The 25,612-nt window shown below is 53.1% G+C and carries 27 protein-coding genes; 22 read left to right on the top strand and 5 right to left on the bottom strand.

Annotation, left to right across the window (positions count from 1 at the left end; all coding sequences use genetic code 11):
• Positions 1 to 6: 6 nt before the first annotated feature.
• The 9 genes from NNL35_RS19310 (at position 7) to NNL35_RS19270 (ending at position 5,642) form a co-directional block, all read left to right on the top strand.
• Positions 7 to 441, top strand: coding sequence for a hypothetical protein (locus NNL35_RS19310; protein WP_006679805.1), 435 nt, complete (start codon positions 7 to 9; stop codon positions 439 to 441).
• 241 nt (positions 442 to 682) lie between these two features.
• Positions 683 to 823 (top strand): hypothetical protein, encoded by a 141-nt coding sequence (locus NNL35_RS19305; RefSeq protein ID WP_006679804.1) that lies wholly within the window; start codon positions 683 to 685, stop codon positions 821 to 823.
• Between the two features lie 6 nt (positions 824 to 829).
• Positions 830 to 1,210 (top strand): VOC family protein, encoded by a 381-nt coding sequence (locus NNL35_RS19300; RefSeq protein ID WP_006679803.1) that lies wholly within the window; start codon positions 830 to 832, stop codon positions 1,208 to 1,210.
• A 26-nt stretch (positions 1,211 to 1,236) separates the two neighbouring features.
• Positions 1,237 to 2,115 carry a GNAT family N-acetyltransferase gene (locus NNL35_RS19295; protein ID WP_006679802.1) on the top strand — a complete coding sequence of 293 codons (879 nt, stop codon included), beginning with the start codon at positions 1,237 to 1,239 and terminating at the stop codon, positions 2,113 to 2,115.
• A complete protein-coding gene (locus NNL35_RS19290) occupies positions 2,112 to 2,609 on the top strand; it encodes a GNAT family N-acetyltransferase (protein ID WP_254553669.1) in 498 nt (165 codons plus the stop codon). The genes NNL35_RS19295 and NNL35_RS19290 overlap by 4 nt, the downstream gene beginning before the upstream one ends.
• Before the next feature lie 44 nt (positions 2,610 to 2,653).
• The gene (locus NNL35_RS19285) at positions 2,654 to 3,265 is read left to right on the top strand and encodes a hypothetical protein (RefSeq protein ID WP_006679800.1); all 612 of its coding nucleotides are present in this window, start codon (positions 2,654 to 2,656) and stop codon (positions 3,263 to 3,265) included.
• 59 nt (positions 3,266 to 3,324) lie between these two features.
• A complete protein-coding gene (locus NNL35_RS19280) occupies positions 3,325 to 3,846 on the top strand; it encodes a nucleotidyltransferase domain-containing protein (RefSeq protein ID WP_100226491.1) in 522 nt (173 codons plus the stop codon).
• Positions 3,847 to 3,884: 38 nt separating this feature from the next.
• Positions 3,885 to 4,496, top strand: a complete 612-nt coding sequence (locus NNL35_RS19275; protein WP_006679798.1) for a dienelactone hydrolase family protein — start codon at positions 3,885 to 3,887, stop codon at positions 4,494 to 4,496.
• A 117-nt stretch (positions 4,497 to 4,613) separates the two neighbouring features.
• Positions 4,614 to 5,642, top strand: coding sequence for a Gfo/Idh/MocA family protein (locus NNL35_RS19270; RefSeq protein WP_006679797.1), 1,029 nt, complete (start codon positions 4,614 to 4,616; stop codon positions 5,640 to 5,642).
• A gap of 123 nt (positions 5,643 to 5,765) precedes the next feature.
• On the opposite strand, the gene NNL35_RS19265 is transcribed toward NNL35_RS19270, so the two are convergent.
• A complete protein-coding gene (locus NNL35_RS19265) occupies positions 5,766 to 6,368 on the bottom strand; it encodes a manganese efflux pump (protein ID WP_006679796.1) in 603 nt (200 codons plus the stop codon).
• Between the two features lie 457 nt (positions 6,369 to 6,825).
• On the opposite strand from NNL35_RS19265, the gene NNL35_RS19260 reads away from it, so the two are divergent.
• Both NNL35_RS19260 and NNL35_RS19255 read left to right on the top strand, forming a co-directional pair.
• Positions 6,826 to 7,146, top strand: coding sequence for a hypothetical protein (locus NNL35_RS19260; RefSeq protein WP_254553668.1), 321 nt, complete (start codon positions 6,826 to 6,828; stop codon positions 7,144 to 7,146).
• Positions 7,147 to 7,172: 26 nt separating this feature from the next.
• Complete coding sequence (locus NNL35_RS19255; RefSeq protein ID WP_006679794.1) at positions 7,173 to 7,742, top strand: YdcF family protein; 570 nt, start codon at positions 7,173 to 7,175, stop codon at positions 7,740 to 7,742.
• A gap of 20 nt (positions 7,743 to 7,762) precedes the next feature.
• Here NNL35_RS19255 and NNL35_RS19250 read toward each other — a convergent pair whose 3' ends face one another.
• Entirely contained in the window at positions 7,763 to 8,257 is a 495-nt protein-coding gene (locus NNL35_RS19250) for a hypothetical protein (protein WP_006679793.1), read from the bottom strand.
• A gap of 233 nt (positions 8,258 to 8,490) precedes the next feature.
• Here NNL35_RS19250 and NNL35_RS19245 point away from each other — a divergent pair, with 233 nt between their 5' ends.
• The 7 genes from NNL35_RS19245 (at position 8,491) to NNL35_RS19215 (ending at position 15,696) form a co-directional block, all read left to right on the top strand.
• Entirely contained in the window at positions 8,491 to 9,105 is a 615-nt protein-coding gene (locus NNL35_RS19245; RefSeq protein ID WP_006679792.1) for a superoxide dismutase, read from the top strand.
• A 25-nt stretch (positions 9,106 to 9,130) separates the two neighbouring features.
• Positions 9,131 to 9,784: a helix-turn-helix transcriptional regulator gene (locus NNL35_RS19240; protein ID WP_040734399.1), complete on the top strand. Its 654-nt coding sequence runs from the start codon at positions 9,131 to 9,133 to the stop codon at positions 9,782 to 9,784.
• A gap of 334 nt (positions 9,785 to 10,118) precedes the next feature.
• Positions 10,119 to 10,802 (top strand): response regulator transcription factor, encoded by a 684-nt coding sequence (locus NNL35_RS19235; protein WP_006679790.1) that lies wholly within the window; start codon positions 10,119 to 10,121, stop codon positions 10,800 to 10,802.
• Positions 10,799 to 12,265: a sensor histidine kinase gene (locus tag NNL35_RS19230; protein WP_006679789.1), complete on the top strand. Its 1,467-nt coding sequence runs from the start codon at positions 10,799 to 10,801 to the stop codon at positions 12,263 to 12,265. Before NNL35_RS19235 ends, NNL35_RS19230 begins: the two co-directional genes overlap by 4 nt.
• Positions 12,266 to 12,378: 113 nt before the next feature.
• Positions 12,379 to 13,092 carry a polyphosphate polymerase domain-containing protein gene (locus tag NNL35_RS19225; protein WP_006679788.1) on the top strand — a complete coding sequence of 238 codons (714 nt, stop codon included), beginning with the start codon at positions 12,379 to 12,381 and terminating at the stop codon, positions 13,090 to 13,092.
• Entirely contained in the window at positions 13,092 to 13,784 is a 693-nt protein-coding gene (locus tag NNL35_RS19220; protein WP_006679787.1) for a DUF4956 domain-containing protein, read from the top strand. The genes NNL35_RS19225 and NNL35_RS19220 overlap by 1 nt, the downstream gene beginning before the upstream one ends.
• A 19-nt stretch (positions 13,785 to 13,803) precedes the next feature.
• Positions 13,804 to 15,696: a CotH kinase family protein gene (locus NNL35_RS19215; protein WP_006679786.1), complete on the top strand. Its 1,893-nt coding sequence runs from the start codon at positions 13,804 to 13,806 to the stop codon at positions 15,694 to 15,696.
• Here NNL35_RS19215 and NNL35_RS19210 read toward each other — a convergent pair.
• Positions 15,691 to 15,924, bottom strand: a complete 234-nt coding sequence (locus tag NNL35_RS19210; protein ID WP_006679785.1) for a hypothetical protein — start codon at positions 15,922 to 15,924, stop codon at positions 15,691 to 15,693. The two genes, NNL35_RS19215 and NNL35_RS19210, sit on opposite strands and share 6 nt — an antisense overlap.
• A 969-nt stretch (positions 15,925 to 16,893) precedes the next feature.
• Between NNL35_RS19210 and NNL35_RS19205 the strand changes: the two genes are divergently transcribed.
• Both NNL35_RS19205 and NNL35_RS19200 read left to right on the top strand, forming a co-directional pair.
• The gene (locus NNL35_RS19205) at positions 16,894 to 19,965 is read left to right on the top strand and encodes an ATP-binding protein (RefSeq protein WP_006677297.1); all 3,072 of its coding nucleotides are present in this window, start codon (positions 16,894 to 16,896) and stop codon (positions 19,963 to 19,965) included.
• 120 nt (positions 19,966 to 20,085) lie between these two features.
• Entirely contained in the window at positions 20,086 to 20,613 is a 528-nt protein-coding gene (locus NNL35_RS19200) for a DUF6508 domain-containing protein (protein WP_254553667.1), read from the top strand.
• A 132-nt stretch (positions 20,614 to 20,745) separates the two neighbouring features.
• Here NNL35_RS19200 and NNL35_RS19195 read toward each other — a convergent pair whose 3' ends face one another.
• The gene (locus NNL35_RS19195) at positions 20,746 to 21,504 is read right to left on the bottom strand and encodes a class I SAM-dependent methyltransferase (protein WP_006677295.1); all 759 of its coding nucleotides are present in this window, start codon (positions 21,502 to 21,504) and stop codon (positions 20,746 to 20,748) included.
• 254 nt (positions 21,505 to 21,758) lie between these two features.
• On the bottom strand, positions 21,759 to 22,841 hold the full coding sequence (locus NNL35_RS19190; RefSeq protein ID WP_006677294.1) for a helix-turn-helix transcriptional regulator: 1,083 nt from the start codon (positions 22,839 to 22,841) through the stop codon (positions 21,759 to 21,761).
• Between the two features lie 156 nt (positions 22,842 to 22,997).
• Here NNL35_RS19190 and NNL35_RS19185 point away from each other — a divergent pair, with 156 nt between their 5' ends.
• Positions 22,998 to 24,113, top strand: coding sequence for a saccharopine dehydrogenase family protein (locus NNL35_RS19185; RefSeq protein ID WP_006677293.1), 1,116 nt, complete (start codon positions 22,998 to 23,000; stop codon positions 24,111 to 24,113).
• Complete coding sequence (locus tag NNL35_RS19180; protein WP_006677292.1) at positions 24,110 to 25,537, top strand: MFS transporter; 1,428 nt, start codon at positions 24,110 to 24,112, stop codon at positions 25,535 to 25,537. The genes NNL35_RS19185 and NNL35_RS19180 overlap by 4 nt, the downstream gene beginning before the upstream one ends.
• Positions 25,538 to 25,612: the final 75 nt, after the last annotated feature.

Below are 25,612 nucleotides of genomic sequence, written 5' to 3'. Positions count from 1 at the left end.
ATAAACATGGCAGCGCTTTTTAGAAACGGATACTTCTATGTCCTGGCAGCGGCTTTTTTCAGCTCAGCTTGGGTGCTGGATACTTTTTATCAGAAAGCATCCTTGTCCAACAGCGTTGCTATGGCTCTTTTTGTCACGGTTATGATAGGCTGCATGGCCCTATTTACATGGAAGGTCAAGAGTCCGTCTATCGTTATTAAACAGCCGGAGCGGGAAGCGCTTCTGCTCCTTCTGCTCAGCAATCTGAGAGCCGCTCTTCTGTCAGGAGCATGCTTCGGAGGGATGATGCTGATTACGACGCCCGGCGGCAAATATTTGCTGGGATTGGAACAGAGTGCAGGCGAACTGACGGCGGGGTTGGCTGTCAGCTTTCTCGTCGCTTTCTTGTTTGCCGGATGGTCACGACCCCATTATTTACCATCTTCCATTCCGGCTCTTTGACACCGGCTTTACGGGGGATTTCACGCATGCGATTGCCGTCTGTTTTACGGAAGGATTATTTGGCGGGTTGAGTGTTTATGCTGCGCAGAGGAAGCGGAAAGCGATGCAACAAAGTGCTTATTAAATATCATTTCCAGTAATTAGAGGCAGTGGTATATTTGTTTTATGCGCTTTATTTTCCAAATGGAAGGGATAAAGGAAATGGGCCCGTCCCTTACGAAGATAATAGGAGGGAATGATTTTGATCATTATTATTCTGATCGTGGGATTTGCCGGAATAATAGGAAATCAATACGCTGCATTGCGAAGAATGGAGTCCATACAGCATTCGATAGATGATATGAACCGTAAGCTGGAAGAACTGAATCGAAAAAAGGAGTAGTTTATAATGTGCAAAGGCTTCTCGCATTGCCTGCAAATTTTTCCGACACCGGATATGGCGAAGACAGCGGCCTTTTATGAGCATGCCGGCTTCAGAGCGGTGTATTATCTTGAATCGTCAGAGCCCCATGTATGCTTGTACAGAGACGCTATCGAGATCGTGTTGACGCAATCGCAACATGATGCCGTCGTCCCCAATCGCATCGTTCACGGCTATGGATATGACGCCTATTTCGTAGCCTATGACCAACGGGAATTGGAACGCGAGCTGGCTAGCAAAGGAATTAAGATCGTTCGCCCATTGGCAACGACGGACTACAACAATCATGAGTTCGTATTCGAGGATGTGGATGGCCGCTGGATCGCAGTGGGGAACAAAGTAGGATAAACACGACACGAAAAGATGGTGATGGTATGACACAGCCCATGGATTCGACGGGTTACAAGCTAATCCCGGCCGACGCTGGAACGTACTCCAAGCAGTTTGCAACCTATCGGAAAAATGTATGGTTCAGACCGAGCTGGGACGCGTTGCAGGAAATGATGAAGGAGGCGACGAATTGCTACTGGATCGTTGTCGACGGGACCAGGGTGGCCGGGGTTACGCTGACCGATAAAGCTATTGGCTCCTTGTTCCTGTTCCCGCCATACGAATGGTCGTCATCGATGGCCACTTTTCTCAAGGAACATATCGTCGGCCGATCTTCAGGCTCCGGCTCCATCTATGCTTATAACGTGCTTCCCGAGCATCTGTCCGCCTTCGAAGCCGAAGGCTTCAAGCCCCTCCCGGCCAGAAAATGCATGATCCGGCCTACGGAGCAGCAGGACCTCGCGCTGGCAAGCCCGTACATATGCATCCCGCCGGAGCCCACCCAGAGCATGGTGCTGGCCGAGCTGATGAAGGAGGCCTACCGGCGCGGGACGGATGAACGCCCGGATACTCAATATAAGGAAGATATCGATTATTATTTCAAGCATGTTACGCAGGAGACGCGAGATGCTTCCTCCATTCTTGTCAACCAAGACACGAATGAGATCGTTGGACTTTGCCTCGTATCTTTGTGGGAAGAGCTCCCGCTCATTTATGAGATTGCCGTCAGGCCTGCCTGCCGGGGGCAGGGACTGGGCAAGTATATGTTACGCAGAGCGGTTCATCAGTTGAATGATACCTATTCCATACTGCGCCTATTTGTCACATCCGGCAATGCGGCGGAGAAGCTGTACTCGAATCTTGGTTTTTTATCCGGCGATGAACTGACAGATATGATATACAGCATGCATTCGAAAGGATGAAGACCATGTCCATGTTATCGTTTGAGAAATCATCGGCGAAGCTAGTCGATGTCGAAGAAGCCATAATCAATTCCAACCCTTTATTTAATCTCGTATCCAGAAATAAAGAGATCATTTCAAGAGAAGAATTGCTTGATGATATTCAGCAGGCCCATCGCATCGGCGCTCAGCGGATGCTATTAAAAGATGATGCGGACTATATTGGCATCCTGGAATATTTGCCGATGAATCCGGCCGATCAATGCACATGGCTGGGGCTCCTGGTGGTAAGCGGCGACCTGCAGTCACAGGGATATGGCGGACAGGCCGTACAGTTATTTGAAGAGCTCATGGACAGCCAGGGCATTGGCAAATACCGAATCGGAGTCGTTACGAAAAATACGCGGGCCCATCTTTTCTGGATGCGGCAAGGCTTCAAAAGGATCGATACGAAAACAAACGGCAACAACAAAGAGATACTAATCTATGAGAAAAAACTACATCAAGGAACATAGGGATGAGGATCGCGAGACATGCCCGCGAAGGCAGGTGATTGGTAATGACAAGATTAGGACAGCGATTCCTGGAGCAGGAAGGCCTGCGTCTCGCCAACTATGTGGAAGTGGAGGAGGGGGCGCCTGAGTTGGCTGGCGGGATGCTCACCTTGTACCATTATACCCACGCAGACCGGCTCGACTCCATATTCTCGCCTGGCGGGGGGCTGCATGCCCAGCGGCCCGTAGCTTGTCCCCAGGTGCCGGCGCTCTATCAAGACCGTTATTTGGTGGAAGGCTTTCTCCAGCCGCTTCCGAATTGGCTCACGAATTGCCCTTATTACGGTAATCTAGGCTATAAGCTGATGCGCCAATATATTGGCGATGTGCTGCTGGAGGTTGTCCTGCCGGTGGATGAGTTCCTTATTGCCGTGGCCGATTACGCCCATATTTTATTTTGCAAGCAAAAGGAAACCGGCGACAGCGCGGGGTTGCCGTTAGAATATGATTGCCGCAATGGCAGGGAAACGACGCAAGCTTATGTGAATTCTTATATCCCCGTTAAGGAGTTCGTTGGGGGGCATATATGTCCGGTTGTCCAGGTCATGCGCAAGGGAGAGGGCTTGGCCATTCCGAATCGCTGTATAAGGATATCGAAGAGGCAGCCGCTGCAATAAGCGGCACGAAGAACAGGCAGCTTGCACTTATAAGATAAATAAATATGGGGGAAAATTACATGTCACAGCATGTAACGGATGATCAAACCTTATCCCAATTGAGGATACTTGGCGAGATTAATGCCATATTTTCATCGATTGGGGGGGAGTTTTGGTTGCGGGGAGGCTGGGCGATCGACTTTCTGCTTGGGAAGATTACGAGACCGCATGAAGACCTTGACCTAGTCACATGGGTAGAATATCGAGAAAGTCTGGAACGCGCCCTTATAGAAGCAGAGTTCGACAGGATGCCTGTAAGTGACAGGCAGACAGATTTCCGTAAAGGGACTGTGGACATCCAATTTCTTTATTTGACTCGTTCAAGTGAAGGACATATTATTCCGAACGGACTACCCGAATGGGTGTGGAGGGCGGATTCGCTTCCGTTACAGCAATACACCCTGAATGGAATATCGGCATTCGTCCTCAGTCCAACTCAATTACTTGAAGAAAAGGAAGTATTCGAGCAAATCGGCCGAACGCCACGACCTAAAGATATCGAAAGCAAAAAAATCCTCCGCAGCATCCTGGCAGAAGGTTGATTGTCACATAGCCATTCTTTGAAAAATGAGGTCGAGATATGGAACAGCAGACGGGAAAAACACTCATCATCCTGCTTCACGAAATATACGGGGTTAACGATCATATCGCTTATTATCGCCAACGTTTTGAAGAGCAAGGGTATGATGTGTTGACGCCGAATCTATTGGGCAGAGCGCCGTTTGCCTATGAGGAGGAAGCAGACGCGTATTCCTATTTTATCAATGAGGTCGGATTCGATGCCTCCGCCCAAGAAGTGCGAGCACTCGTTGAAGCGAGCCGCCCAGACTATGATGCAGTCATGTTGGCCGGCTTCAGTGTCGGAGCCACCGTAGCCTGGATGTGCAGCGACAGCGGCAGCCTTGACGGAGTTATCGGCTTCTACGGCTCAAGAATTCGCAATTACGCAGACATTGAGCCTTGTTGTTCTGCCTTGTTGTACTTTGCAAGCGAGGAGCAATTCGATGTCGCTGGATTAGCGCAGCAGTTGAGGGAGACAGAGCGGACACGCGTTGAGGTCATCCCGGGCGGACATGGGTTTATGAATCCTTTTCATCCGAGCTATCAGCCGAAGCAGGCGGAAGCGTGCATGGCGGGATGCATTGAATTTGTGCGCCAGGAGAGATATAAACTTCAAATTGCAGCAAAATAGTTCAGGTAACACCGAAATCATTCATGGGCAGTTCCGCTATGCCGAGATATGATAGAGGTGAATCATCTGGTTGCAAGCGTTCTCGTCGAATGCGATACAAGGATGGAGGGACGATTCATGACAAAAAAACGTGTTGGCATCGTTGGTTGCGGTAATATTTTTCCGATGCATGCCAAGTCTGTTGAGTTAAATGATCTCGCGGAATTAGTGGCTGTATGCGATCTCAAAGAGGAGCGGGCGCAAAAAGCGGCGAAGCAATACAACTGCGACTATTATTTGGACTATAAACAAATGATTGATGAAGCCGGTCTGGACGTTGTTCATGTATGCACGCCGCATCATATGCATGCGCCAGTCGTTATCTATGCGGCAGAGAAAGGCAAGCATGTCATCACTGAGAAGCCGATGAGCATTACCGTGGAAGATGCGGAAGCGATGATTGAAGCGTGCCGCAGCAACAAGGTTACATTTGGCGTCATCTTCCAAAATCGCTACAATCCCGGCTCGGTGCTGATTAAGGAAGCGCTTGACAGCGGCAAGCTGGGCCGCGTCCTGGGAGCCCGCTGCTCGGTTACATGGAAGCGAACGGACGAGTATTACAGCTTCAGCGATTGGAAGGGCACCTGGGATAAGGAAGGCGGCGGCGTCATCATCGACCAGGCTATTCATACGCTGGACTTGATGAGATGGTTTATTGGCGACGATATTGCGGCGATATCCGCTCATATTGAAAATCGTACGCATGAAAAGATTGATGTGGAAGACGTGGCTGACGGGGTGATCCAGTTTAATAATGGGGTCATGGCCTCCTTCTATGCCATGAACTATCACAGCTATGATGCTCCCGTCGAGATTGAGCTGCATTGCGAGAAGGGGAAAGCGTATATCCGGGCCGAGAAAGGCAGCATTTTCTATGACGATGGCACAGAAATCAGCCGCGATTCGGATCGCACCAACCTTATCGATTATGGCGAAGGGGTCAAATCGTATTGGGGCATAAGCCACATTCATCAAATCGGGAATTTCTACGATGCGGTCGTCAATGGCGCTCCGCTGCATATTACCGGGGAAGAAGCATTGAAGACGCAGAAAATGGTTGCGGCTATCTACCAATCCGGGAAAACGGGGCAAAAAGTTCACTTTTAAGGCGGATCCACTATGTGGCCAAAGGCTTTGATAACGCAAAGCCTTTGGTTTTTTTATTGAAGCAGGAAAGCGGGCTTCCGCCCGCAGGAACACGCTGTCTATGTCCGTCACTTTGAAAGATTGCTAGTCTAGGAACGCGCCACAGGCCACCAGCAATAAGAGCATCCCGCTAATCAAGGTCCCGAATTGCCCGACGGTAAATTTGCCGATGCGGACATGCGTCAGCCTGATGCCGAAGGCTACTCCGGCCCATACGGTGACGAAGCTGCCGACCGCCGCCAATATCGAGATTAACAGCGGGGAGAAACCGAGCAGACCGGCCCCGACGCCATTGGTCAATGCATTGGCTGACAGCGCGACGCCGAGCACCGCGGATTCAACGAAGCCGATGCTTTTGGGACTGGCTGCTTCCGAGTGGGTGCTTGGAGTTTGGTTCTTGCGCGGAACGGCCAGTAATATAATCCGCAGACCGATCACAACGAGCAGGAAGGCGCCCAGCACGACCGGAAGGATTCCGGGCAGCACGGTGGCAATGAACATCCCGAAATAGATTCCGCACATGCTAAACAGAAAACAGATTACTGCAATAAAGAGATTCGAGAGCAAATTGATGCGAATATTCCGCACGCCATAGGATAAGCCGACTCCCAAATTATCGATGCTCGACGAAAAGGTTAACGCCGCGATCATAAGCCATGATGTCATTTTTTTCGCTCCTTTTTTCATGTTGTCATCATCAATGCAAAGCTTCCTTTACGTTCTATTCTCACCACACCTTTCCTGTATCGGTCGAAAATAGCTTTTACTTTATGTTCCTCAACACCTCCCATCCATTTCCATCCAGTTATGAGCCATTATAATTCACCTTGTTGCAAAAAGTGCTTGCCCGATCGAAATTTTGTTGAAGAAAATGAAACAGATGCATCCTTTCCCTCACTTCGAACATGGGCGGGCTCACGCATAGATCCATCTTCTGTTGATGTTTCCTCAACGGATTGATGAGTTGATTACACCTTTTCTCAACCGTTGAATAAGGTGAAGTTCAAAGTATTGTAGAAGAAATGGAAACAGAAGTATGATAAAACTAAGCGATGCGGGGAACAACAAAAATCATCCAAGGATGATACGCATCCGTATCCCGATGAATCGAGTGGTGAATAAGATGAACAAGATTCGTATTGCTATGGTGCAAAGGATAGGCTATGGGGCATGTGCGCTTTCTATCATTCTATGGGTGCTATTAATAGGGGTGGATCCATATTTTGCGGGGATGGATCAAGTCAGTGCGGGAATCAGCTTGGCCATGCTGGCCCTTCCGGCCGTTCTCTGCGTGTCAGGCTTGATGCGGCTCCGGAGCTCGCTGCTGCTAATCGCATTCGTCTGGAGTCTCCCGTATAGCATGTATATGGTGCTGAATCCGGGTGTTTTTTCGTTGTTCGGCGCAACCAATCTGATGTACTTGCTGTGCCTCTGTGCCTTCCGTGCCCATGGCGTCAAATATTGAAATGACCGTACAGGAGGTGATGCAGGTTGACCTATCCGTTTGATTGTCTCACCGAGCTTGTCTTCGTTCCGGAAGAAGAGCCACGGCCTGCCGATATTATTCTGGTTCCGGGCGGCAGTCATACCCAGCCGATGGCGATCGCCGCGCAACTGTATCACGAGGGATATGCTCCATTGGTATTGCCGTCCGGAGGTAATAATCCGAAGCTGGATCGGACCGAGTGGGAGCACTTGCAGCAGATTGGCGTCTCGCTGGGGGTTCCCGAGCATGCCATCCTGCGGGAAGACAAGGCGAAAAATACGTTCGACAACGCGAGAAATTCCTGGAGCATCATTAAGGAGCACCAGTTGGAAGTGAATCGGGCCATCCTCGTATGCAAAGCTTATTTCTCGAGAAGAGCGCTAATGACGTATCAGGCTGTCTTTCCCCCGACCGTCCAGTTCTGTGTCCAGCAAGACAGCACGCGCGTGAACAGACACGACTGGTTCAAGGAGGAGGCCGGGATCAAGCTGGTCCTGACGGAAGCGCGTAAAATTGCGACATACTTCGAACCGCATATCCCTAGATGGGTGGAGCGGCAGGCATCATCACGATAACCCGCCGCTCTTTGCCTCGTCTATATATAAGTCATGGCCACTCGCAGCCCGGCGAGGAGCAGGCAGACCGCCGCTGACATGACCGCCCCCTTCAGGAAGCCGATGAGATGGAAACGGTAATCTTTATAGCCTGCCGCCCCCCGCGTTCCGGGAATCACAATAAAGCTCGGTGTAATCGCGCAAAAAATAAGCCAATCGAGAATAATCAAATCAGCCAAGCTGACCATGTTGAATACAAGATACAGATGAAGAAAAGCGCCCCAAAACGTAACGTCATTGCCATAGACATAAATCGAACTGACAAACGGAACGAAAATGAGCAGCATGACGATGGTTCCGACTGCCGTAAACTGCTTTTTCTCCGTCGGGGTGCGAGGCGGGGCCGCACGTTGAATATCTTGCGGATAATCCAGTAGCCATATCCGCGGGTTGTAGGCCAGCGAGAGAAGCAGGACCGCCAAAAAGACGGCAGATAATAAAGCCCCTTCGATCAGAATGCGCGGCAAATCCAGCATAGCGCCAACTCCTTTTTCCGATTCGTAGTGAATATAGTTCATCATAATCGAAAAATGTTTCCCTAACAACAAAATTTTGCATTAAGTAAAAAAAGATCATCTGCTGTTGGCAAACCTGAAGGCTCTTGCTCATAAAGTTGCACTAAGTAAAAATATTTAGATATATACAAAATATTTCCCTTGCTATATAATCAGAGGTGAATTCTGTTAATTAGGGAAAGGAGACGAAGCGAATGGAGCAATTCACTCTGCCGGAACTGTCCTATGGATATGATGAACTGGAGCCTTACCTGGATGCCAGAACCATGGAAATTCACCATAAGAAGCATCATGCGGCGTATGTCGCGAACTTGAACCAGGCGCTAAGCAGTTCCCCTCAATTCAAGAACGCTACGGTCGAACAATTAATCAGCCATCTTGACGATATCCCGGAAGACATACGGACCGCCGTCCGCAATCACGGAGGAGGGCATTATGGTCATAGCCTCTACTGGTCCATCATGAGCCCGACGGGAGGAGGAGATCCGAAGGGGGATATAGCGAAGGGTATTGAGAAGCACTTCGGATCCTTTGAGCAGTTGAAGGAGGATTTGACCAAGGCCGCGCTCAGCCGCTTCGGTTCGGGATGGGGTTGGCTCGTCGTCAATGGAGACAAGCTGGAAGTGATGAGCACGCAGAATCAGGATACGCCGTTGGAAGACAACAAGACCCCGATTCTGGTCGTCGATGTATGGGAGCATGCCTATTATTTGCAGTATCAGAACAGACGGCCCGACTTCGTATCTTCCTGGTGGAACGTCGTCAACTGGGAGGAAGTGAACCGCCGCTATAATGAAGCTGTTCGCTAATTCCGCCTGCAGAAGGGAGAAACCGATGCGACAACATCAAGCTCCTGAACGGGAACAGAAGACGAGACGGAAAATATTGCTGCTGCTTAAGAAGCATGGCTCGATCCGTGTTCAGGACATTTCGCAGCGTCTCGGGTTAACGGAGATGGCGATTCGGAAGCATCTCTATGCGCTGCAGGAAGAGCGGTTCATTGAGGCGGCCGTGCAGCGCCAGCCCGTCGGCAGGCCGATTCACGTGTACCGGCTTACACTGTCCGCCGAGGCACTGTTCCCGAATCAATACGATGCGCTGGCCGCCGATTTGCTTGACGAGATGAACGAGATGTTCGGGGAATCCGTCATCCGCGAGCTGTTCGAGCGAAGGCAGGGGAAGCTGGAGCAGAAGCACCGCGCTTCGATGTCCGGAGGCAGCCTGGAGGAACGGGTTGCTGGCCTGGCCGCCATCCAGAACCGGGAGGGATATATGGTCACGGTCGACAAGCTGGATGACGGAGCGTTCCTGTTCGAGGAAGCGAATTGCCCCATTGCCCGCATAGCATGCCGTTACCGTCAGGCATGCCAGTGCGAGCTGAGCTTGTTCCGTGAGGTGCTGGATGCCCAGGTGGAGCGATTGGAATGCATGGCGGACGGGGACGTTAAATGCTGTTACCGGATTGCGGCAAAGCCAACAGATGCTTGAGATTGTAATGGCCATAGATTCAGGCCCGGTGCGATGCCGGGTCTGATTTTTTCGCATGACGTGATTTTTTTACAGTAACAAGATCGGGAGAAGTCCCGGTATTGCTTTTTTTTGTCATGAGCTGGATCATCATGTCGGCTGAATGCTGTCATGGCCGCGAATCTCCTGTCAATTTCTGCGGTTGCCGGGGAAATAATATGAAGGAAATAAGTCCATTTCCCGCCAACAATTCATCTGAATTTCACATTGCGATCGTATAATGAAAGCGATCCGGCGGCGCGCAGCGGACCATGCCGCTACCCTCGCTACAGCATGCAGAAAGAAGGTACAGGCCATGTCACATCACATTCTTGTCGTTGAGGATGACGGATATATTCAGGAATTGATCAAGGAATTTCTCACTGCCCATTCTTATCAGGTGGATGTTGCGGATAACGGCTTGGAGGCATGGCAGATGATGGAGCGGACCGACTACGATCTCGTGATTCTGGACGTGATGCTTCCGAATATCGACGGCTTCTCGCTCTGCCGCATGATTCGCAGCGCCCAATCTTCGGTTCCGATTATTATGCTGACGGCATTAAGCGAAGAAAAGGATCAACTGAAGGCGTTCGAGCTGGAGGCGGATGATTATATTTCCAAGCCCTTCTCCTTCAACGTGCTGGTCAAGCGTGTCGAGGCGGTGCTGAGAAGAGCGAAGAACGGAAATCCGGCGCTGCCGGTCAATGATATCACGTTCGAACGTCTGCGCATCGATTTGAACAGCTATAAAGTGTATGTCGATGAGGAATGGATCGATATGACGATGAAGGAATTCGAGATTTTGCAGGCGCTGCTGGAGAACATCGGCCGCGTGATGACGAGGGAGATGCTGTTAGAGCGGATATGGGGCTACGATTATTACGGCGACAGCCGAATCGTGGATGCGCATATTAAGAACATTCGCAAAAAAATCGGGCTGCCCTACATTAAGACGGTGAAAGGGCTGGGCTATATGATGGAGAGGGAGAACGGATGAGGAAGCGGGGAATCGCCTTCAAAATTTTCGGCATCACGTCGGCCTTGCTTATCGTATCCGCGCTCATTCTATATTTGACCCTGTTTTTCCTCCTGCCCAATTATTACTATAAGTACAAGGAAGCGAACGTGAGCAGCAAAGTCCAATCCTTGATCGAGAGCTTGGACGCCGCGAATGCGGAAGAGGCGGCCAATCTGCTGATTCAATTCGAATTCGCCAACAACGTGCGCGTCGTGCTGCGCGATCCGGCGGGAGAGGTGGCGTATCCGGCCAGTCCTGGCTCGATGGATCCGGCGTTCATTGATGAATTGATGCGCGGGCCGAAGCCGCCCGGGGCAGACCCTTTCCGTCCGGATGGTCCGTTCCGGCCCGGGGAGCACGGGGGCAAGGATGGCGGGAACTTTATTTCGCTTCAGGAGACGGTGCAGTTCGCCGATCAGGCGAGGGAATACAAGCTGTTCGTCTATTCTCCCGTTCAGCCGATCGATGAAGCATCCCAGGTCATTCTGATGTTCCTGCCCTATATGTCCATTGTCATCCTCGGAATCGCGATGATTGGCGCGGCGATCTATTCGAAGCTTCTCTCGAAGCCGCTGATCCATCTGAACCAGGTGGCTTCCCAAATGGCGCAGCTTGATTTCACCGTACCGTCCACCATTCGTTCCAAAGATGAGCTGGGCGAGCTGTCCTCCAATCTGAACATTCTCGCCGGCAATCTGCAGACGAGCATGAGCGAGCTGAAGCAGGCCAATGAGAAGCTGCGGGATGACATTCAGAAGGAGCGGGAGCAGGAGCAGAAGAGACGCGAATTCGTAGCCACGATCTCTCATGAATTGAAGACGCCTATCACCGCCGTATCCGGCCAGTTGGAGGGGATGCTGCATCAGATCGGCTCGTACAAGGATCGGGACAAATATTTGCAGCAGTCGTATGAGATTATGAAGGAGATGGAGAAGCTCGTTCACGAGATTTTGAACATATCCGAGTTGGAGAGCTTTGATTTCAAGCCGCGGATCGGCAAGGTTTACTTGTCTGCCCTGATTCAGCGGAATCTGGACCAGTTCCTCTATTTCCGCGATATCAAGCAACTCGAATTCGATATCGATATCGAGCCGGATCTGTATATTCAAGCGGATGAGAAGCTTATCTCCCGGGCGGTAGCCAATCTGTTAAGCAATGCGGTCAAATATTCCGGGGATGGAGAGACGGTCGGCGTCTCGCTGCGGCAGAACGGCAGGGATGGCCTGTTGCTCAGTATATTGAATACCGGGGCGCATATTGAGCCCTCCCAGCTTGAGCGCATCTTCGAGCCTTTTTACCGGGTAGAAAAATCAAGAAACCGCAAAACCGGAGGCAGCGGCCTCGGCTTGTACATTGTCCAGAAAATACTGGACATGCATGGACTGCGCTATCACATCCGCAATGTGCCGGAAGGCGTGCGGTTCGACATCCATTTTACGTAAAAGACTCGGATATCCGGGTCTTTTTTATGTTTCTCGCAAAATTCATGCGCCCTTCACAGGAAATTCAAACGGCCTCTCTATACTTGCCCTATACAGACAAGGAGGTGATGGAAGTGGGAACTGCATTGAAATACCGCCAGGAGCAGAAGTTCTACGCCAACGCGCATCAATACATGGTCATCCGGCAGCGGCTGAAGAGCTTGATGCAGACGGATCCGCATGCCGGGCCGTCGGGCGAATATCATATTCGGAGCCTGTACTTCGACGATATCAACAACAAAGCCCTCCATGACAAGCTGGGCGGCATACAAAATCGGGAGAAGTGGCGGATCCGCATCTATAACCTGCAGGGCAATCGGATTCAATTGGAAAAGAAAATCAAGAGAGACGATTATATCGCGAAGGTGAAGGAAGAGCTGTCGCCCAGCCTGCTTCAATCGATCATGGAGGGCGATATCGAGGCGCTCAACCAGCCGGAGAGACCGCTGCTCTATGCGATGTACCGGGAGATGAAGCATCGGCTTCTCCGGCCGAAGGTCATCGTCGATTATGTGAGAGAAGCGTACGTCGCCTGGACCGGCAATGTCCGAATCACATTCGATAAGCAGCTGAAGACAGGACTGAATGCCACGGATCTGTTGAGCCGGGATGTGGCTGTCATCCCTGCTCTCGACGAGAACTTCGTCATTATGGAAGTGAAGTATGACGAGTATCTCCCGGAGTATGTGCGAGCCGCCTTGCAGCTTGAAGGCTTGAAGCGGCAGTCCGCATCCAAGTATGTGATCTGCAGGAAGTTCATCAAAACGAGTATATGGGAGGATCAGTAATGGATTCAACGACGAAAATAACGTTTTCCGATATGATAAAAAACAGTGTTCTCAAAAATTTTCAATCCGATATCAGCGTGGTGCAAATGGTGCTTACGCTGGCCATAGCTTTTGCGATCGGCCTATTTATTTACATGCTGTATAAGCGGACATTCAGCGGGGTGCTTTACTCCAAAAGCTTCAATATTTCGCTGATTGGCCTGTCGTTGATTACGTCGCTCATTATTATGGCGATTAACTCGAACCTAATCTTGTCGCTCGGGATGGTTGGCGCGTTGAGTATCGTGCGGTTCCGGACGCCGATCAAGGATCCGACCGATCTAATCTTCCTGTTCTGGTCCGTATCCGTCGGGATTGTAACCGGGGCCGGATTCTATACGCTGGGGATTGTCGGCTCGATTGTCGTCGGGCTGGTGCTGTTCCTGTTCTCGAAGAAGACATCGCTTGAGTCCCCTTATCTGCTCGTCGTCAACTGCGAAGGCGAACAGGCGGAATCCGAGCTGTACGGCTGCATGTCCAAGTCCGTGAAGAGACATAGCGTGAAGCAGAAGACCGTGACACCCGGCAATATCGAGCTGACCTTGGAACTGAGACTGGCCGGCAGCGAGCCGCGGTTCGTTAACCGCGTCACGGAAGTTAATGGCGTTAAGAATGCAGTGCTAATCAGCTACAACGGAGACTATGTATCATGACCGCGGGAGGTGGATGAACATGATTCGAAGATCATTCGTTCCCCTGGGGATAGCACTGCTCGCTTGGATGATGCTGCTCGCCGGATGCAGCACGGCATCGGATTCGAACGTGGTGAAGCTTCCGGAGGAGCTGTTCCCGAAGGACAAGGTGATCGAGGTGAACATCACCATCGATGCCGATGATTACAGCGACATGCTGGAGCATCCGACGGATAAGGAGGTGAAGGCGGCCTCCGTTCAATACAACGGCTATGAATTGGACAATGTCGGCATCCGAACGAAGGGGAATTCCAGCCTGACCGGCGTCGCTTCGTCGGATTCGGACCGGTATAGTCTCAAGCTGCTGCTCGATGAATATATCGACAGCCAGAATCTGCTCGGCGTGACCAGCATCAACCTGAACAATGGCTACAGCGATCCGTCGTTCATCAGAGAGTACTTGACGTATGAATTGTTGGAAGAGATGGGGCTTCCTACGCCGGAATTCGCTTTCGCCAACGTATCGATCAACGGCGATCCGGCCGGATTATTTCTGGCCGTCGAGCAAATTAATGAATCGTTCCTGAGCCGGAACTTCGAGACGTCATACGGTGTCTTGTACAAGCCGGACGGTCAAGGCAGCGATCTGAGCTGGCGCGGGGACGACATATCTTCCTACAGCGGGCTCAATCGGAAATCGAAATCATCCGATGAGGAGCTTACGATCAAGATGCTGGATGAGCTGAATAACGGGACGTATTACGAGAAATATCTCAATGTCGACGGCATTCTGCGCTATATGGCCGTCAATACGGCGACCGTCAACATGGACAGCTATCAGGGGAACTTCAACCATAATTATTACCTGTATGAAGAGAACGGCGTGTTCTCGCTCATTCCGTGGGACATGAATATGGCCTTCGGGGGATTCGGCGGGAGCCAGGATAGCCTGATCGGGATGCTGATGGATGAGCCGACAATGGGCGCGGTCGCGAACTACCCGCTGGTCGACAAGCTCCTGCAGAACGACACGTACAAGGAGCAGTATCATCTGTATATTCAGCAGATTATCGAAGGATATTTGTCGCCGGAGCGGCTGACAGCGAGGGCGCAGGAGATCGCGGACATGATCGATACGTATGTCGAGCAGGATCCGACGAAGTTTTATACGTATGAAGAATTCAAGCAATCGCTCACGAGCAACGTGAAAAATATCCCCGGGCTCCTTACCTTTGCCGAGGCTCGGGTCAGCAATCTGAAGCAGCAGCTGGACGGCACGCTCCCCTCCTATGATAAAGGGGAAGGCATCCAGGGAGGAATGCCGGGCCGGGGCGGCATGGGAGAGCCGGGCAACCGTGCGGGGGACAATCCAGGAGCAGCGGCGCAGGCGAACCCAGGCGGCGGGGCAGCGCCGGATGCGGGTCAGCCGCTGAACGGAGGAGAAGGGCAGGACGCGCAGAACGGCGCGCCCGGGAATCCCGGCGGAGGCGGGCAGGCGAATCCAGGCGGCGGGGCAGCGCCGGACGCGGGTCAGCAGCTGACCGGAGGAGAAGGGCAGGACGCGCAGAACGGCGCGACCGGGAATCCCGACGGAACGGCGCAGGCGAATCCTGATGGCGGGGCAGCGCCGGACGTGGGTCAGCCGCCGACCGGAGGAGAAGGGCAGGACGCGCAGAACGCAGCGCCGGGGAATCCAGGCGGAGGCGGGGAGGCGAACCCAGGCGGCGGGGCACCGCCAGAGTTCGGCGGGAACAGGCCGGATATGGGCAATGGCCAGATGCCGAACGGGGGCAGACCGGGAGGCAATCGCGAGCAAGAGGATGCCGCAGCGATGAACGATCGGGTTAACGAAGCGATAACGGTCGGCATCGTCCTGCTGCTGCTTATCGGAGCTATCTTCTTTGTCCGGAATTATAAAAAAAGAAGCTTATAAAACCGTGCTGCGCAGAGCGCCCTCATCCGTAGGGCGCTCCAGATCGAAGACAATGGCTTTGCCGAGATAGGCCGCCTTGTAGACGGTGTCATTCGTCAATTCCCTGATAGGCGGTCGATTCCATTCCGTGAGAACCAACTCCTTGTCAGACAACTCTTGCTCGGCCAGCAGCCTCATCTCCTGCGCAAGCATGTCCCGCAAATACACCGGATTCGGAGAGATCCCCATGAACTTTTCCAATATTCAGCAGTACCGATGCAAAGGGAGTCCCAGCGGAGCGGCCAGTTTGGCGTGAAGCACCTCCTCGATATGGTCATGCGGATAGAAATGAAGCGGTATGAGGCCCGGCAAACACGGATTGCTGCGGCAGAACGCAAAAAATTCATCATTCAGCCGCGGCGAGCGGATGGTGATGATCCACCCTGGCGCGCAGCCGCTCCGAAATACATCTCCATATCATCTTCCATTGTTCCCGGCCAGAATGTCTGCAGCTCCGGTCATCCACTCCACTAAAGCTGCAGTATCTCCCTCCTCTCCGGTCATCTGCTCCACCAATACTTGAGTATCTCCCGCGACTCTGCTCCACCAATACTGCAAGAATACAGCAATTTCATTGACACGAGGCTGCGAAAATACGATTACTGCAAAAATACAGCAATTACCGTGCGGCGAGGCATAAATAGCGTTCAAAATGGCCAAATAATGTAATTTTGCAGGATTTTCTCGGAATTTAGCCTCTTGAGGTTAAAAATGCTGCGCCTGTGCAGCAATTTCATGCGGGGAACAGCTTGCTTTATGCGCGGACCAGGTTGATTCTTGCGCGGACCAACTTGCCCTAACCTAACCTGTTCTGCCTTCCCCGGCCCGCCCTTCCTAAGAAAAAAGACTGTCGTCAGTCTGGAGCGCCCTCATCCGAGGGCGCTCTTGCTTGTATGAAGGAGACTATCCGCCGGTGAGAAGCGATTTCGGCCTGGGGGGATTTGTATAGTTTTGGTATAGCTCGGAATGGTAATCTATTGTTCGATTCAATGCTCTTCTCACGTTCCCCGACTTCTTGCCCCTGAACCTGCACAATTTATTTCCGCGCACTCGTCTAGCAAGCGCTGAAAGCCGTGCTTTGAGCGCATTTTGGCCGCCATGAGCAGCAGTCAACAGCGAAGACAGCTTCGCAATAATGATACAAGGAAGATGTATCCCATGATGTCACTGCGTAAACTAATTGTCATTATCGTACTTGTCGTGCTGTCGCTATCCGGCATTCGCCTTGCTTTTATCGCGATATTGTCGGATGCTTCCGGCTTGAGCCCGGTTCAAGGGCTGCTGGATCTGCGAGGGCAGGATGTCGATTCGATGCGCACCATTCCGTTGAATGGAGAATGGGAATTTATTCCATCTATGCTTCTGACGGATGACTATCGCGGTGCTGCTTCCTCCGGCGACGAGCCAAGCTATGTTCACGTTCCGGGGAGCTGGAAGCCGGTAACGGGATCGGCTAGCGGGTATGGTTCATACCGGCTGCGCATCTTAATGAGTCCTGTTCAAGAAAGGTCTTTCGCTATTCGTGTTCAGGGAATGCTCAGCTCTTCTGCGCTGTATGTCAACGGGAAGCTGCTTGCGAATGCCGGATGGCCTGGACCGAACGAGGCACAGACCGTATCGCGTGATGTGCCATATTCCGGTTATTTCGTGTCCGGCGGCGGGGAGATAGAGATTGTCATTCAGGTGGCGAATTATTTTGACGGGGCGGATGGAGGGATATTGCGCCCTCTTTATTTTGGGACTGCCGAGAGCGTGAACAAGGCGTCATCGATAAGCATCGGCTCGCAGCTTGTCGTCTGCATCGTGCTCATCATGCATTTCATCTATGCTGTCGTCTTATTTTGTATCGGGGTCCGGGACAAGAGCCTGTTCTATTTCTCGATGTTAATACTGAGCGCTATCTTTGCGACGCTGGCCGACGACGACAAGCTGCTGCTGGACTGGCTGCAGCTTGATTATGGCTGGAACATCCGGCTATTGAATATTTCCCTGCTTCTGGTGGCAGGCTTCATGCTTCAATTCGTCAAGTGTATATTGCCGGAAGGAGCCGGAGCCAGATGGTTCAGGGGCCATGCTGTGCTGAGCGCCGCGTCTGTCGCCATCATATGGCTCGCTCCGCCGTCGTTTACGCTCGAAGCGATGCCGGTGTTTGATATTCTGCTGTTTATTCCTTTTTTGGTCATGCCGATTCTGATTATATGGGTTGTACGGAGGAAAGAAAGCGACAGTATCTACCTGCTCATTGCAGCCACGGCATTAACCGGGAATATGATATGGGGCTTTATCAAAAATACAATGTGGAAGGAACTTGGGTATTATCCGATCGACTTTATCGTCACGTTTCTCGCCTTTGCTACCTTCTGGTTCAAGCGGTTTTACCGCACTTCGGCCCAGATGGCGGATGTGAATACGCAGCTAATCAAGGCGGATAAGGTGAAGGATGATTTCTTGGCGAATACTTCGCATGAATTGCGGACGCCGCTGCACGGCATTATGAATATGGCCCAGAGCGTGCTGGAGAATCAGAGCTCGTTGAAAGAGGCGAACCGCAAAAACTTGAAGCTGATCGTATCCGTCGGACGGCGCATGTCGCATCTGCTGAATGATTTGCTTGATGTCTCCCAACTGAAGCAAGAGAAGCTCCGGCTCAAGCTCGATCGCGTGCTTGTTCAACCGGTGGCGAACAGCGTCGTCGAGATGCTGTCCTTCATGACGGAAGGCAAGCCGATTCGGGTGGCAGTAAATATTCCGAAGGAGCTTCCTCCGGTCTTTGCCGACGAGGCTCGGCTCACACAAATTTTGTTCAACTTGCTTCACAACGCCATCAAATACACCGATGAAGGCATCGTCATGATCGACGCCTACGTCCTCAAGGGGTACGTGCATATTCGCGTTTCCGATACAGGCCGGGGCATGGACGAGGCGACGAAGAGAAGGGCGTTCCAGGCCTACGAGCAGGGAGAAGCGAGCGCGAGTGTTAGGGGTATCTGCCTCGGATTAAGCATTACGAAGCAGCTGGTCGAGCTGCATGGCGGAACGCTGAAGGCGGATTCGCAGGAAGGAGCCGGTTCCGTCTTCACCTTCACGATCCCGTTGGCCCCGTCGGCAAGCGCGGCCGGGAAGCGGGTGGAGCTGAAGCCCGCCTTGCTTGGAAGCCAAGGCATCCAGCCTGCTGACAGCCCCGAGCTGCCTGCTCTGGCGGTTCACGCCAGCTCGCCGGAAATCGCCGCTGCCGCAGACAACATCAAAATATTGGCTGTCGACGATGATCCGGTCAATCTGAACATCCTGACCAACCTGCTGATCGCGGAAGGGTACAGCGTCACGACGGCCGTGAGCGGCCGGGAAGCCGCCGTGCTGGTGGCCAAGGAGCGGTGGGATCTCGTTATCGCTGACGTCATGACGCCGCATATGTCCGGCTACGAACTGACCCGCGCCATTCGCGAGCGCTTCTCCATGTCGGAGCTTCCGATTCTGCTGCTGACGGCGCGAAGCCGGGCAGAAGACATTGATTCCGGCTTCCGGGCCGGAGCGAATGATTATGTGACGAAGCCGGTCGACGCCTTGGAACTGAAGTCGCGTGTGCGGGCCTTGACCGATTTGAGACGCTCTATCGCGGAGCTGCTGCGTATGGAAGCGGCCTATTTGCAGGCCCAGATTAAGCCGCATTTCCTGTTCAATACGTTGAATTCCATTGTGGCGCTGAGCAAGCTCGATACGGTCAAAATGCGCACGCTCATTGAATCGTTCAGTAAATATTTGCGGCTGAGCTTCGATCAGTGGAACGCGGAGCATCTGGTCCCGCTAGAGCATGAGCTGGATCTAGTGCGCGCTTACCTGACGATCGAGAAGACGCGCTTCGGCGACAGACTGGATGTTATCTGGGATGTAACTACCGGACTCCATGCGGAGCTTCCGCCGCTGACGATTCAGCCGCTTGTAGAGAATGCGCTCCGCCACGGCATTTTAAGCCGCTCCCAAGGAGGCATGATTCATATTCGAGTCGCTGCGGAGGAGAACGGAACGCGCATTATTGTAGCGGATGACGGAGCCGGAATGGATCCGCATATGGCGGAGCAAGTGCTGTATCGTGATAAGCCCCCGCATGGCGGCATCGGCCTGCTCAATACGGACAAGCGCTTGCGGAAGCAGTATGGCGAAGGACTGAACATTCAGAGCGTGGTGGGCGAGGGAACGACAGTCTCCTTCTTCATTCCGAAAAAAAAGTAACGTTCCGCGTAGAACCTAGAAACTTCTCATGCAGCAACCGTGTCCCAGAATGACGGCCGGGAAGCGGTTGTTTCTTTTCATGTAGTCGTTCGGCATGGGACCCCCCCGTCCATTTCCAAGTTGAGGTATAATGGTCAAGGACCTGTTCTTATCGTTATGGCGGCGGATTTGACAGATGGAAAGAAGCGCTATTTCGGCTTGATCGCGGGATGGGGCGGGCTCGATCACGACACAAAGAAAGAGAGGTCAGACATGGACCTGAACAAGATGATAAATGGAATGTCCGTACGAGACCAATTGCTGTCATATGGCGATTATTTCCGCAGCACGGACCAGCGGTACTATGAAATTACGCCACCGCATTATTATAAGTACGCCGATGCCGTCATCGAATTTCTTCGTGTTCTCGACGAAGCTGAATTTCTGATTCCCGGATTCGATTGGAAAGCCTGGATCATAGAGAATCAGCTCCAGGGCGTCGATAAGCATGGCAGCTTTATTGAGCGGGCCGGCATCGAGGATCTGCGGAAGCTGATGACGGCTTATGTGCGGCAGGAACGCTTCTGCGAAGGCTTCCTTGCGGACGTCATGAAGAGAGGATGGGTCGGCAAGGTGCTCGAGCGGCTGCGGGCTGTCACGGCGGAGTGAATAGCGATCGGCATTTTCGTCCTATCGCTGCTCATCCCCAGTAAAGTCAATTGATCCTGATCTTCCGTATATCACTGCAGAACCCAAAAAAGGTCTTGGCATATAACGCCAAGACCTTATGAATGTGAAATTTTACTTTCGAACAGCTTCAAAAGTGAATGTTTGACTTCCGTCTGTCGGCTGCTTTCCATATACATAATCGGTAGAGCATACGATGTCTGAGAAGCCAATGTTATCTAATACGAGCTTGAATTCCTCAATACCGTACCAGCGAAGCGCAAAACGTTGCAGCTCGGATTGAATTAAAGATCCTTCGCGCCACTTTTCGTATTTGAGATAGGATACCGAGTATTGATGGATCATATTAAATTCCACGAGCTTATTTTCTACAGTAATGACATCTCCTGAAGGGAACGTAAAGGTTGATGTTGAAATCGTCCCTATCTCCATGCGTTCGGGCAAAATAAGGTCAATAATTACCCGTCCTCCGGGAGTCAGGTGCTCGTAAAAACATGTAAGGGCGTTAATCGAGTCTTGACGATTATCAATCAAACAGAAAGACCCGGTTGGAATAACGATGGCATCGTATTTATGGGGCAGCGCAAAATTTTGTAATTCTCCTTCATACAACATTGGCTTTAGGTTTCGCTCTTCACAGCGTTTATGGCAAGAAGCCAACATTGCAGGGGAATAATCAATCCCGTCTACAAGCAGTCCTGCTTCAAGAAGGGGAATAAGCATACGCCCTGAGCCTACAGCCGCTTCCAGAATTCTACCGCTGCAAGATTGGAGTCTATCAAGATAATACTCGATATCGCCACCGATGGAGTGCCCGACAGGTTTGGTAAGATCATATACTTCCGTGCATAGATTACTGTAATAACTGAACATTCACTTTGTCCTCCGTTTCGTAAGATACGGAAGATGGCAGTATGGATGAATCGATATTATGCCTTCCGTACCTCTGATTTTGTGGTTGGTTTATTAGAGCTGACTGTCATTGTAATCGCCTCTTTCAGTTAGGATAATCCAAATGCTACCACACTCAGAAGCTATAGGCAACAATAGGATAGAACAACTCTCCTTGATAATAGATACTCTGGAAGCCGCATTTGTCACCCGAAATCTGTGGATTCACCAGAGCCTCAAGCGCGAGGCAGGCTGAAGCGGGAATGCAGATGCCAGATTAGCTCCCGCCGGCTGGCAACGCCAGTCTTGGCAAAAATCGATTTCAAATGATCCTGCACCGTGTAGGCGGAAATATGAAGCGAAGCCGCCAGTTCCTTGGTCGACAGCCCTCGGATGACGCCCTCCAACAGCTGCTGCTCGCGCTCTGTCAACCGATACGCCTCGGCGATGACGGGCAGCATGTCGGACGGGCGGGCCGGCTCGAACGATACCGCAAGCTGAATCTCGCCGCTCGAACCGTGCAGGCGGCTGGCACGGATCGCCAGATACGGCCCGTCCGGCATGCGGATGCAAGCCTTGGCCGCCGAAGCCGCGGCCGGAGCATGGAGCGCTCGCGTGCCCACGGCCCGAAGCGGACGCGGCAGCGTATCGCTGCCGATCCGTTCCCATGCCCGTAGCTTCCCGATCCAGCGATCTGCCGCAGCATTGGAGAAGAGCAGAGCCAACTGCTCCGACAGAATGGCGATGCCGGGCTCATCGCTGTCTTCCGTCCAAGCGGCATCGGCTCCCGGCAGAGCGAGACTGTAGGCGCGAAGACAAGAGGCAATCCCGGGTGCCGCGGAAGCGATGAATTCGCGTTCCTCAGCGGAAAAGACAGGCTGGCCCGTGCTGCGGTAGAGGGTTAAAAATCCCCAGCAAGCCCCGTTATATAGGAGCGCGGCGCGCAGCTCGTCGCGGAAGCCTGCCGGAAGAAGCACTTCCCGGTACCGGGCGCTTCGTTCCGGCTGTCCGCCGGTCGCCTCACATAAAGTGGCAACCGGAATCCCGGCATGAACCAGCTCATCGTAGGCGTTGACATCTTCCTCTCCGTACTCATTACGGAACAGATGCGGATGGATCGCCTCGACATTGTCTTCGGTTACGGCGCCTGTAGAGAGCAGCGTCTTCGGATCGACATGCGTGCAGCAGCCCGCATCGAAGGGGACCGCCTCCCGCAATAGCGACAGCAGGGAGGAACGGTAATCGGGAGAGGTAGCGGAAGCTGAGCCGAGCTTGTCGATCTGTAGTCGTATCAAGGTCATTTGGCGAATGGCTGTCATAGAGGCGCTCCTTAGTTCGATTAATGTAACTAATATTTAATGATATGAATAATTAAAACGGACTGGAATCCCAGAAATATGGGATGGTAAAATTATCCTGATCCTGTATAATTGAGAATGTTTCTTAATTACCCAATTATTATACAGGATATGGTGATGGAGATGCATGCAAAAGAGAAGATTGTTGTCGTCGGCGGCTACGGCCATGTAGGGAGGACCATTTGCGGGATTTTGGGAGAGCGTTACCCGGGCAAGGTGAATGCGGCCGGACGCAGCCGCGAACGGGCCGAGCGGTTCTGCCAATCCGCCGGAGGCAAGATCAGACCGCTGGAGATCGATATCCGGAAGCCGCTGCCGCCTGGCATCCTTAACGGCGTGAAGCTCGTTATCATGTGTCTGGATCAGACCGACACGGGCTTTGTCCGCGAGTGCTTCCGCACGGGCACGCATTACATCGACGTGTCGGCGAACGGTTCTTTTCTCCGCCAGGTGGAGCAATTCCGGGATGAGGCGGCCGCTCATGGGGCGACCGCGCTGTTGAGCGTGGGGCTGGCACCCGGCCTGACCAATCTGCTCGCGCTGGAAGCGCAACGGTTGTTGGGCGAAACGGAGCAGATCGATCTCGCGATAATGCTTGGGCTGGGTGATGCCCATGGGGAGGCGGCTATCGAATGGACGGTAGATAATATGGGCGCACGCTTCGAAATAACGCGGAACGGGGAGGCGGTGGAGGCGCTGAGCTTCACGGACGGCCAGACCTTCGACTTCGGCGCTGACCTCGGCTGCCGCCAAGCCTACCGCTTCCCGTTCTCCGACCAGATGACCCTTCCGCGAACACTGGATGTCCCGTCCGTCGCTACGCGCTTCTGCCTCGATTCGCCCATAGTCACCGGATTGCTGGCCGGGGCTAGCAGAACGGGGGCAGTCCGTCTGCTGCAAGCGGGCTGGCTTCGCAGGCGGATGGTCCGCAGCCTCGGAGCGCTGCGCTTCGGCGGAGACCGGTTCGCCGTCAAGGCGGAAGCTCGGGGAAGAAGCAGAGAGGGGGAGCCTGCCTTGGCAGAGTGCTTCCTCCACGGCAGGGATCAATCCGCCGTTACGGCCAAGGTCGCGGCTGCGGCTGCCTCGATGCTGGTTGATTCGTTCTGCCCGAGCGGAGTCTATCATATCGAGCAGTTGACCGAGATGGGAAGCATGCTGAAGGAGCTGGGACCGGAAATCACGTTCTATATCCGGCGATCTGTTCTTCCGCCGGAAGGGAGGGAAGCCTGTTGAGTGCTTCCGCACACGGCGTGCCCGGAACAACTGGCAAGCAGCGGGCGTGGATGATGACGGCCATTTGCCTCAGCGCTTTCCTGTCTCATTTTACCGCCGGGGTCGTTAACGTATCGCTTCCCCGGTTCATCACCGTGTTCCAGTCGGATATCGGGACCGTGCAATGGATGACGACGGGGTATCTGCTTGCCATTACGTCGCTTCTTCCCTTGATGGGCAAGTTAGGCGACCGTTGGGGGCATCGCCGCATTCATAACTGGGGCATTGCCCTGTTCACGATCAGCTCTGTCCTGGTCGCGCTCTCGCCCAACCTCGCCGTCCTCCTCGCGATGCGCATTGTGCAAGCGACAGGCGCGGCGATGTTCCAGGCGACAAATATGGCGCTCATCACGTTCCATATGCCGGGAGCGCACAGAGGGCGGGCTCTCGGGTTCGTGAGCACGGCCGTTGCCCTGGGCGGCATGGCGGGACCGGTGGCCGGCAGCTTCACCGCGGCCTGGCTTAGCTGGCAGTGGGCGTTCCTGATTCATGTGCCTGTGGCGCTATTGGCGACCGGGCTGGCGGTGCGCTTTATCCCTGCGGACCAGAAGGAGGAGAAGAGGAACTCCTCATTGGACCTCGTCGGAGCCATCCTGTTCATGGGCGGCATCGGTAGTGGAATCTACGTCATTGTGAACGGCGGCGCCTTAGGTTGGGGCTCCCCGAGCATGCTCATGCTCTACGTTGTATTGCTGATCGTCTGGCCGTTGAGCTGGCTGTGGCAGTCCCGGCAAGAAGAGCCTTTTCTGCCGCTCGCGGCCTTCCGCATTCCAGCCGTGGCCTGCGGCCTGCTTATCAGCTGCGCATCGTTCCTGCTGGCCAATATCGCGTTGGTCCTCATGCCGTTCTATATCTCCGAGACAACGGCAGTATCTGCGGCGGATATCGGCTATGTCATGCTGGCGTATCCGCTCCTCTTGGCTGTTATCGGTCCAATCGCGGGGCATCTCTCGGATCGGATAGGCTCACGGCGCTTGATGTGTCTTGGGCTGTGCGCCATGGCAGGCGGGTTTATGCTGTTCACCGGGTCCTTCGGGGAGCTGCCGCTGTGGGGAATCATCTGCACGCTGGCGTTGATCGGTGCGGGGATGGGGTTGATCGCCTCGCCGAACAACAGCTTTATTATGAGCTATGCCATGAAGGACGACGCAGGCTCGATCGGCAGCATGATTGCTTTGACGCGCAATGTGGGCTTGGTGCTGGGCGCCGCGCTGGGATTGGGGCTGATGGACGACGGCGATCCCGCCAAGCCGATCGAGGCTTACCTGAACATCTTCGGTCTCGGCGCTTGGATCGGGGCTGCCAGCCTGCTGCCGCTCGGATACAGCTGGTACGCGGGGAGAAGGATGATGAAGAGGCGGCATGGCGTCAGCGCAGAGAAATGACAGCGGGCGGGGGCCCACGTCATGCGGCGGTACTCCCGCTCACTCTTGACTTTCGCGGGAAATCGCGGTATGGTC

This window comes from Paenibacillus dendritiformis (assembly GCF_945605565.1).
Taxonomy (GTDB): Bacteria; Bacillota; Bacilli; order Paenibacillales; family Paenibacillaceae; genus Paenibacillus_B; species Paenibacillus_B dendritiformis_A.
This window is presented reverse-complemented; position numbering and strand designations above follow the sequence as displayed.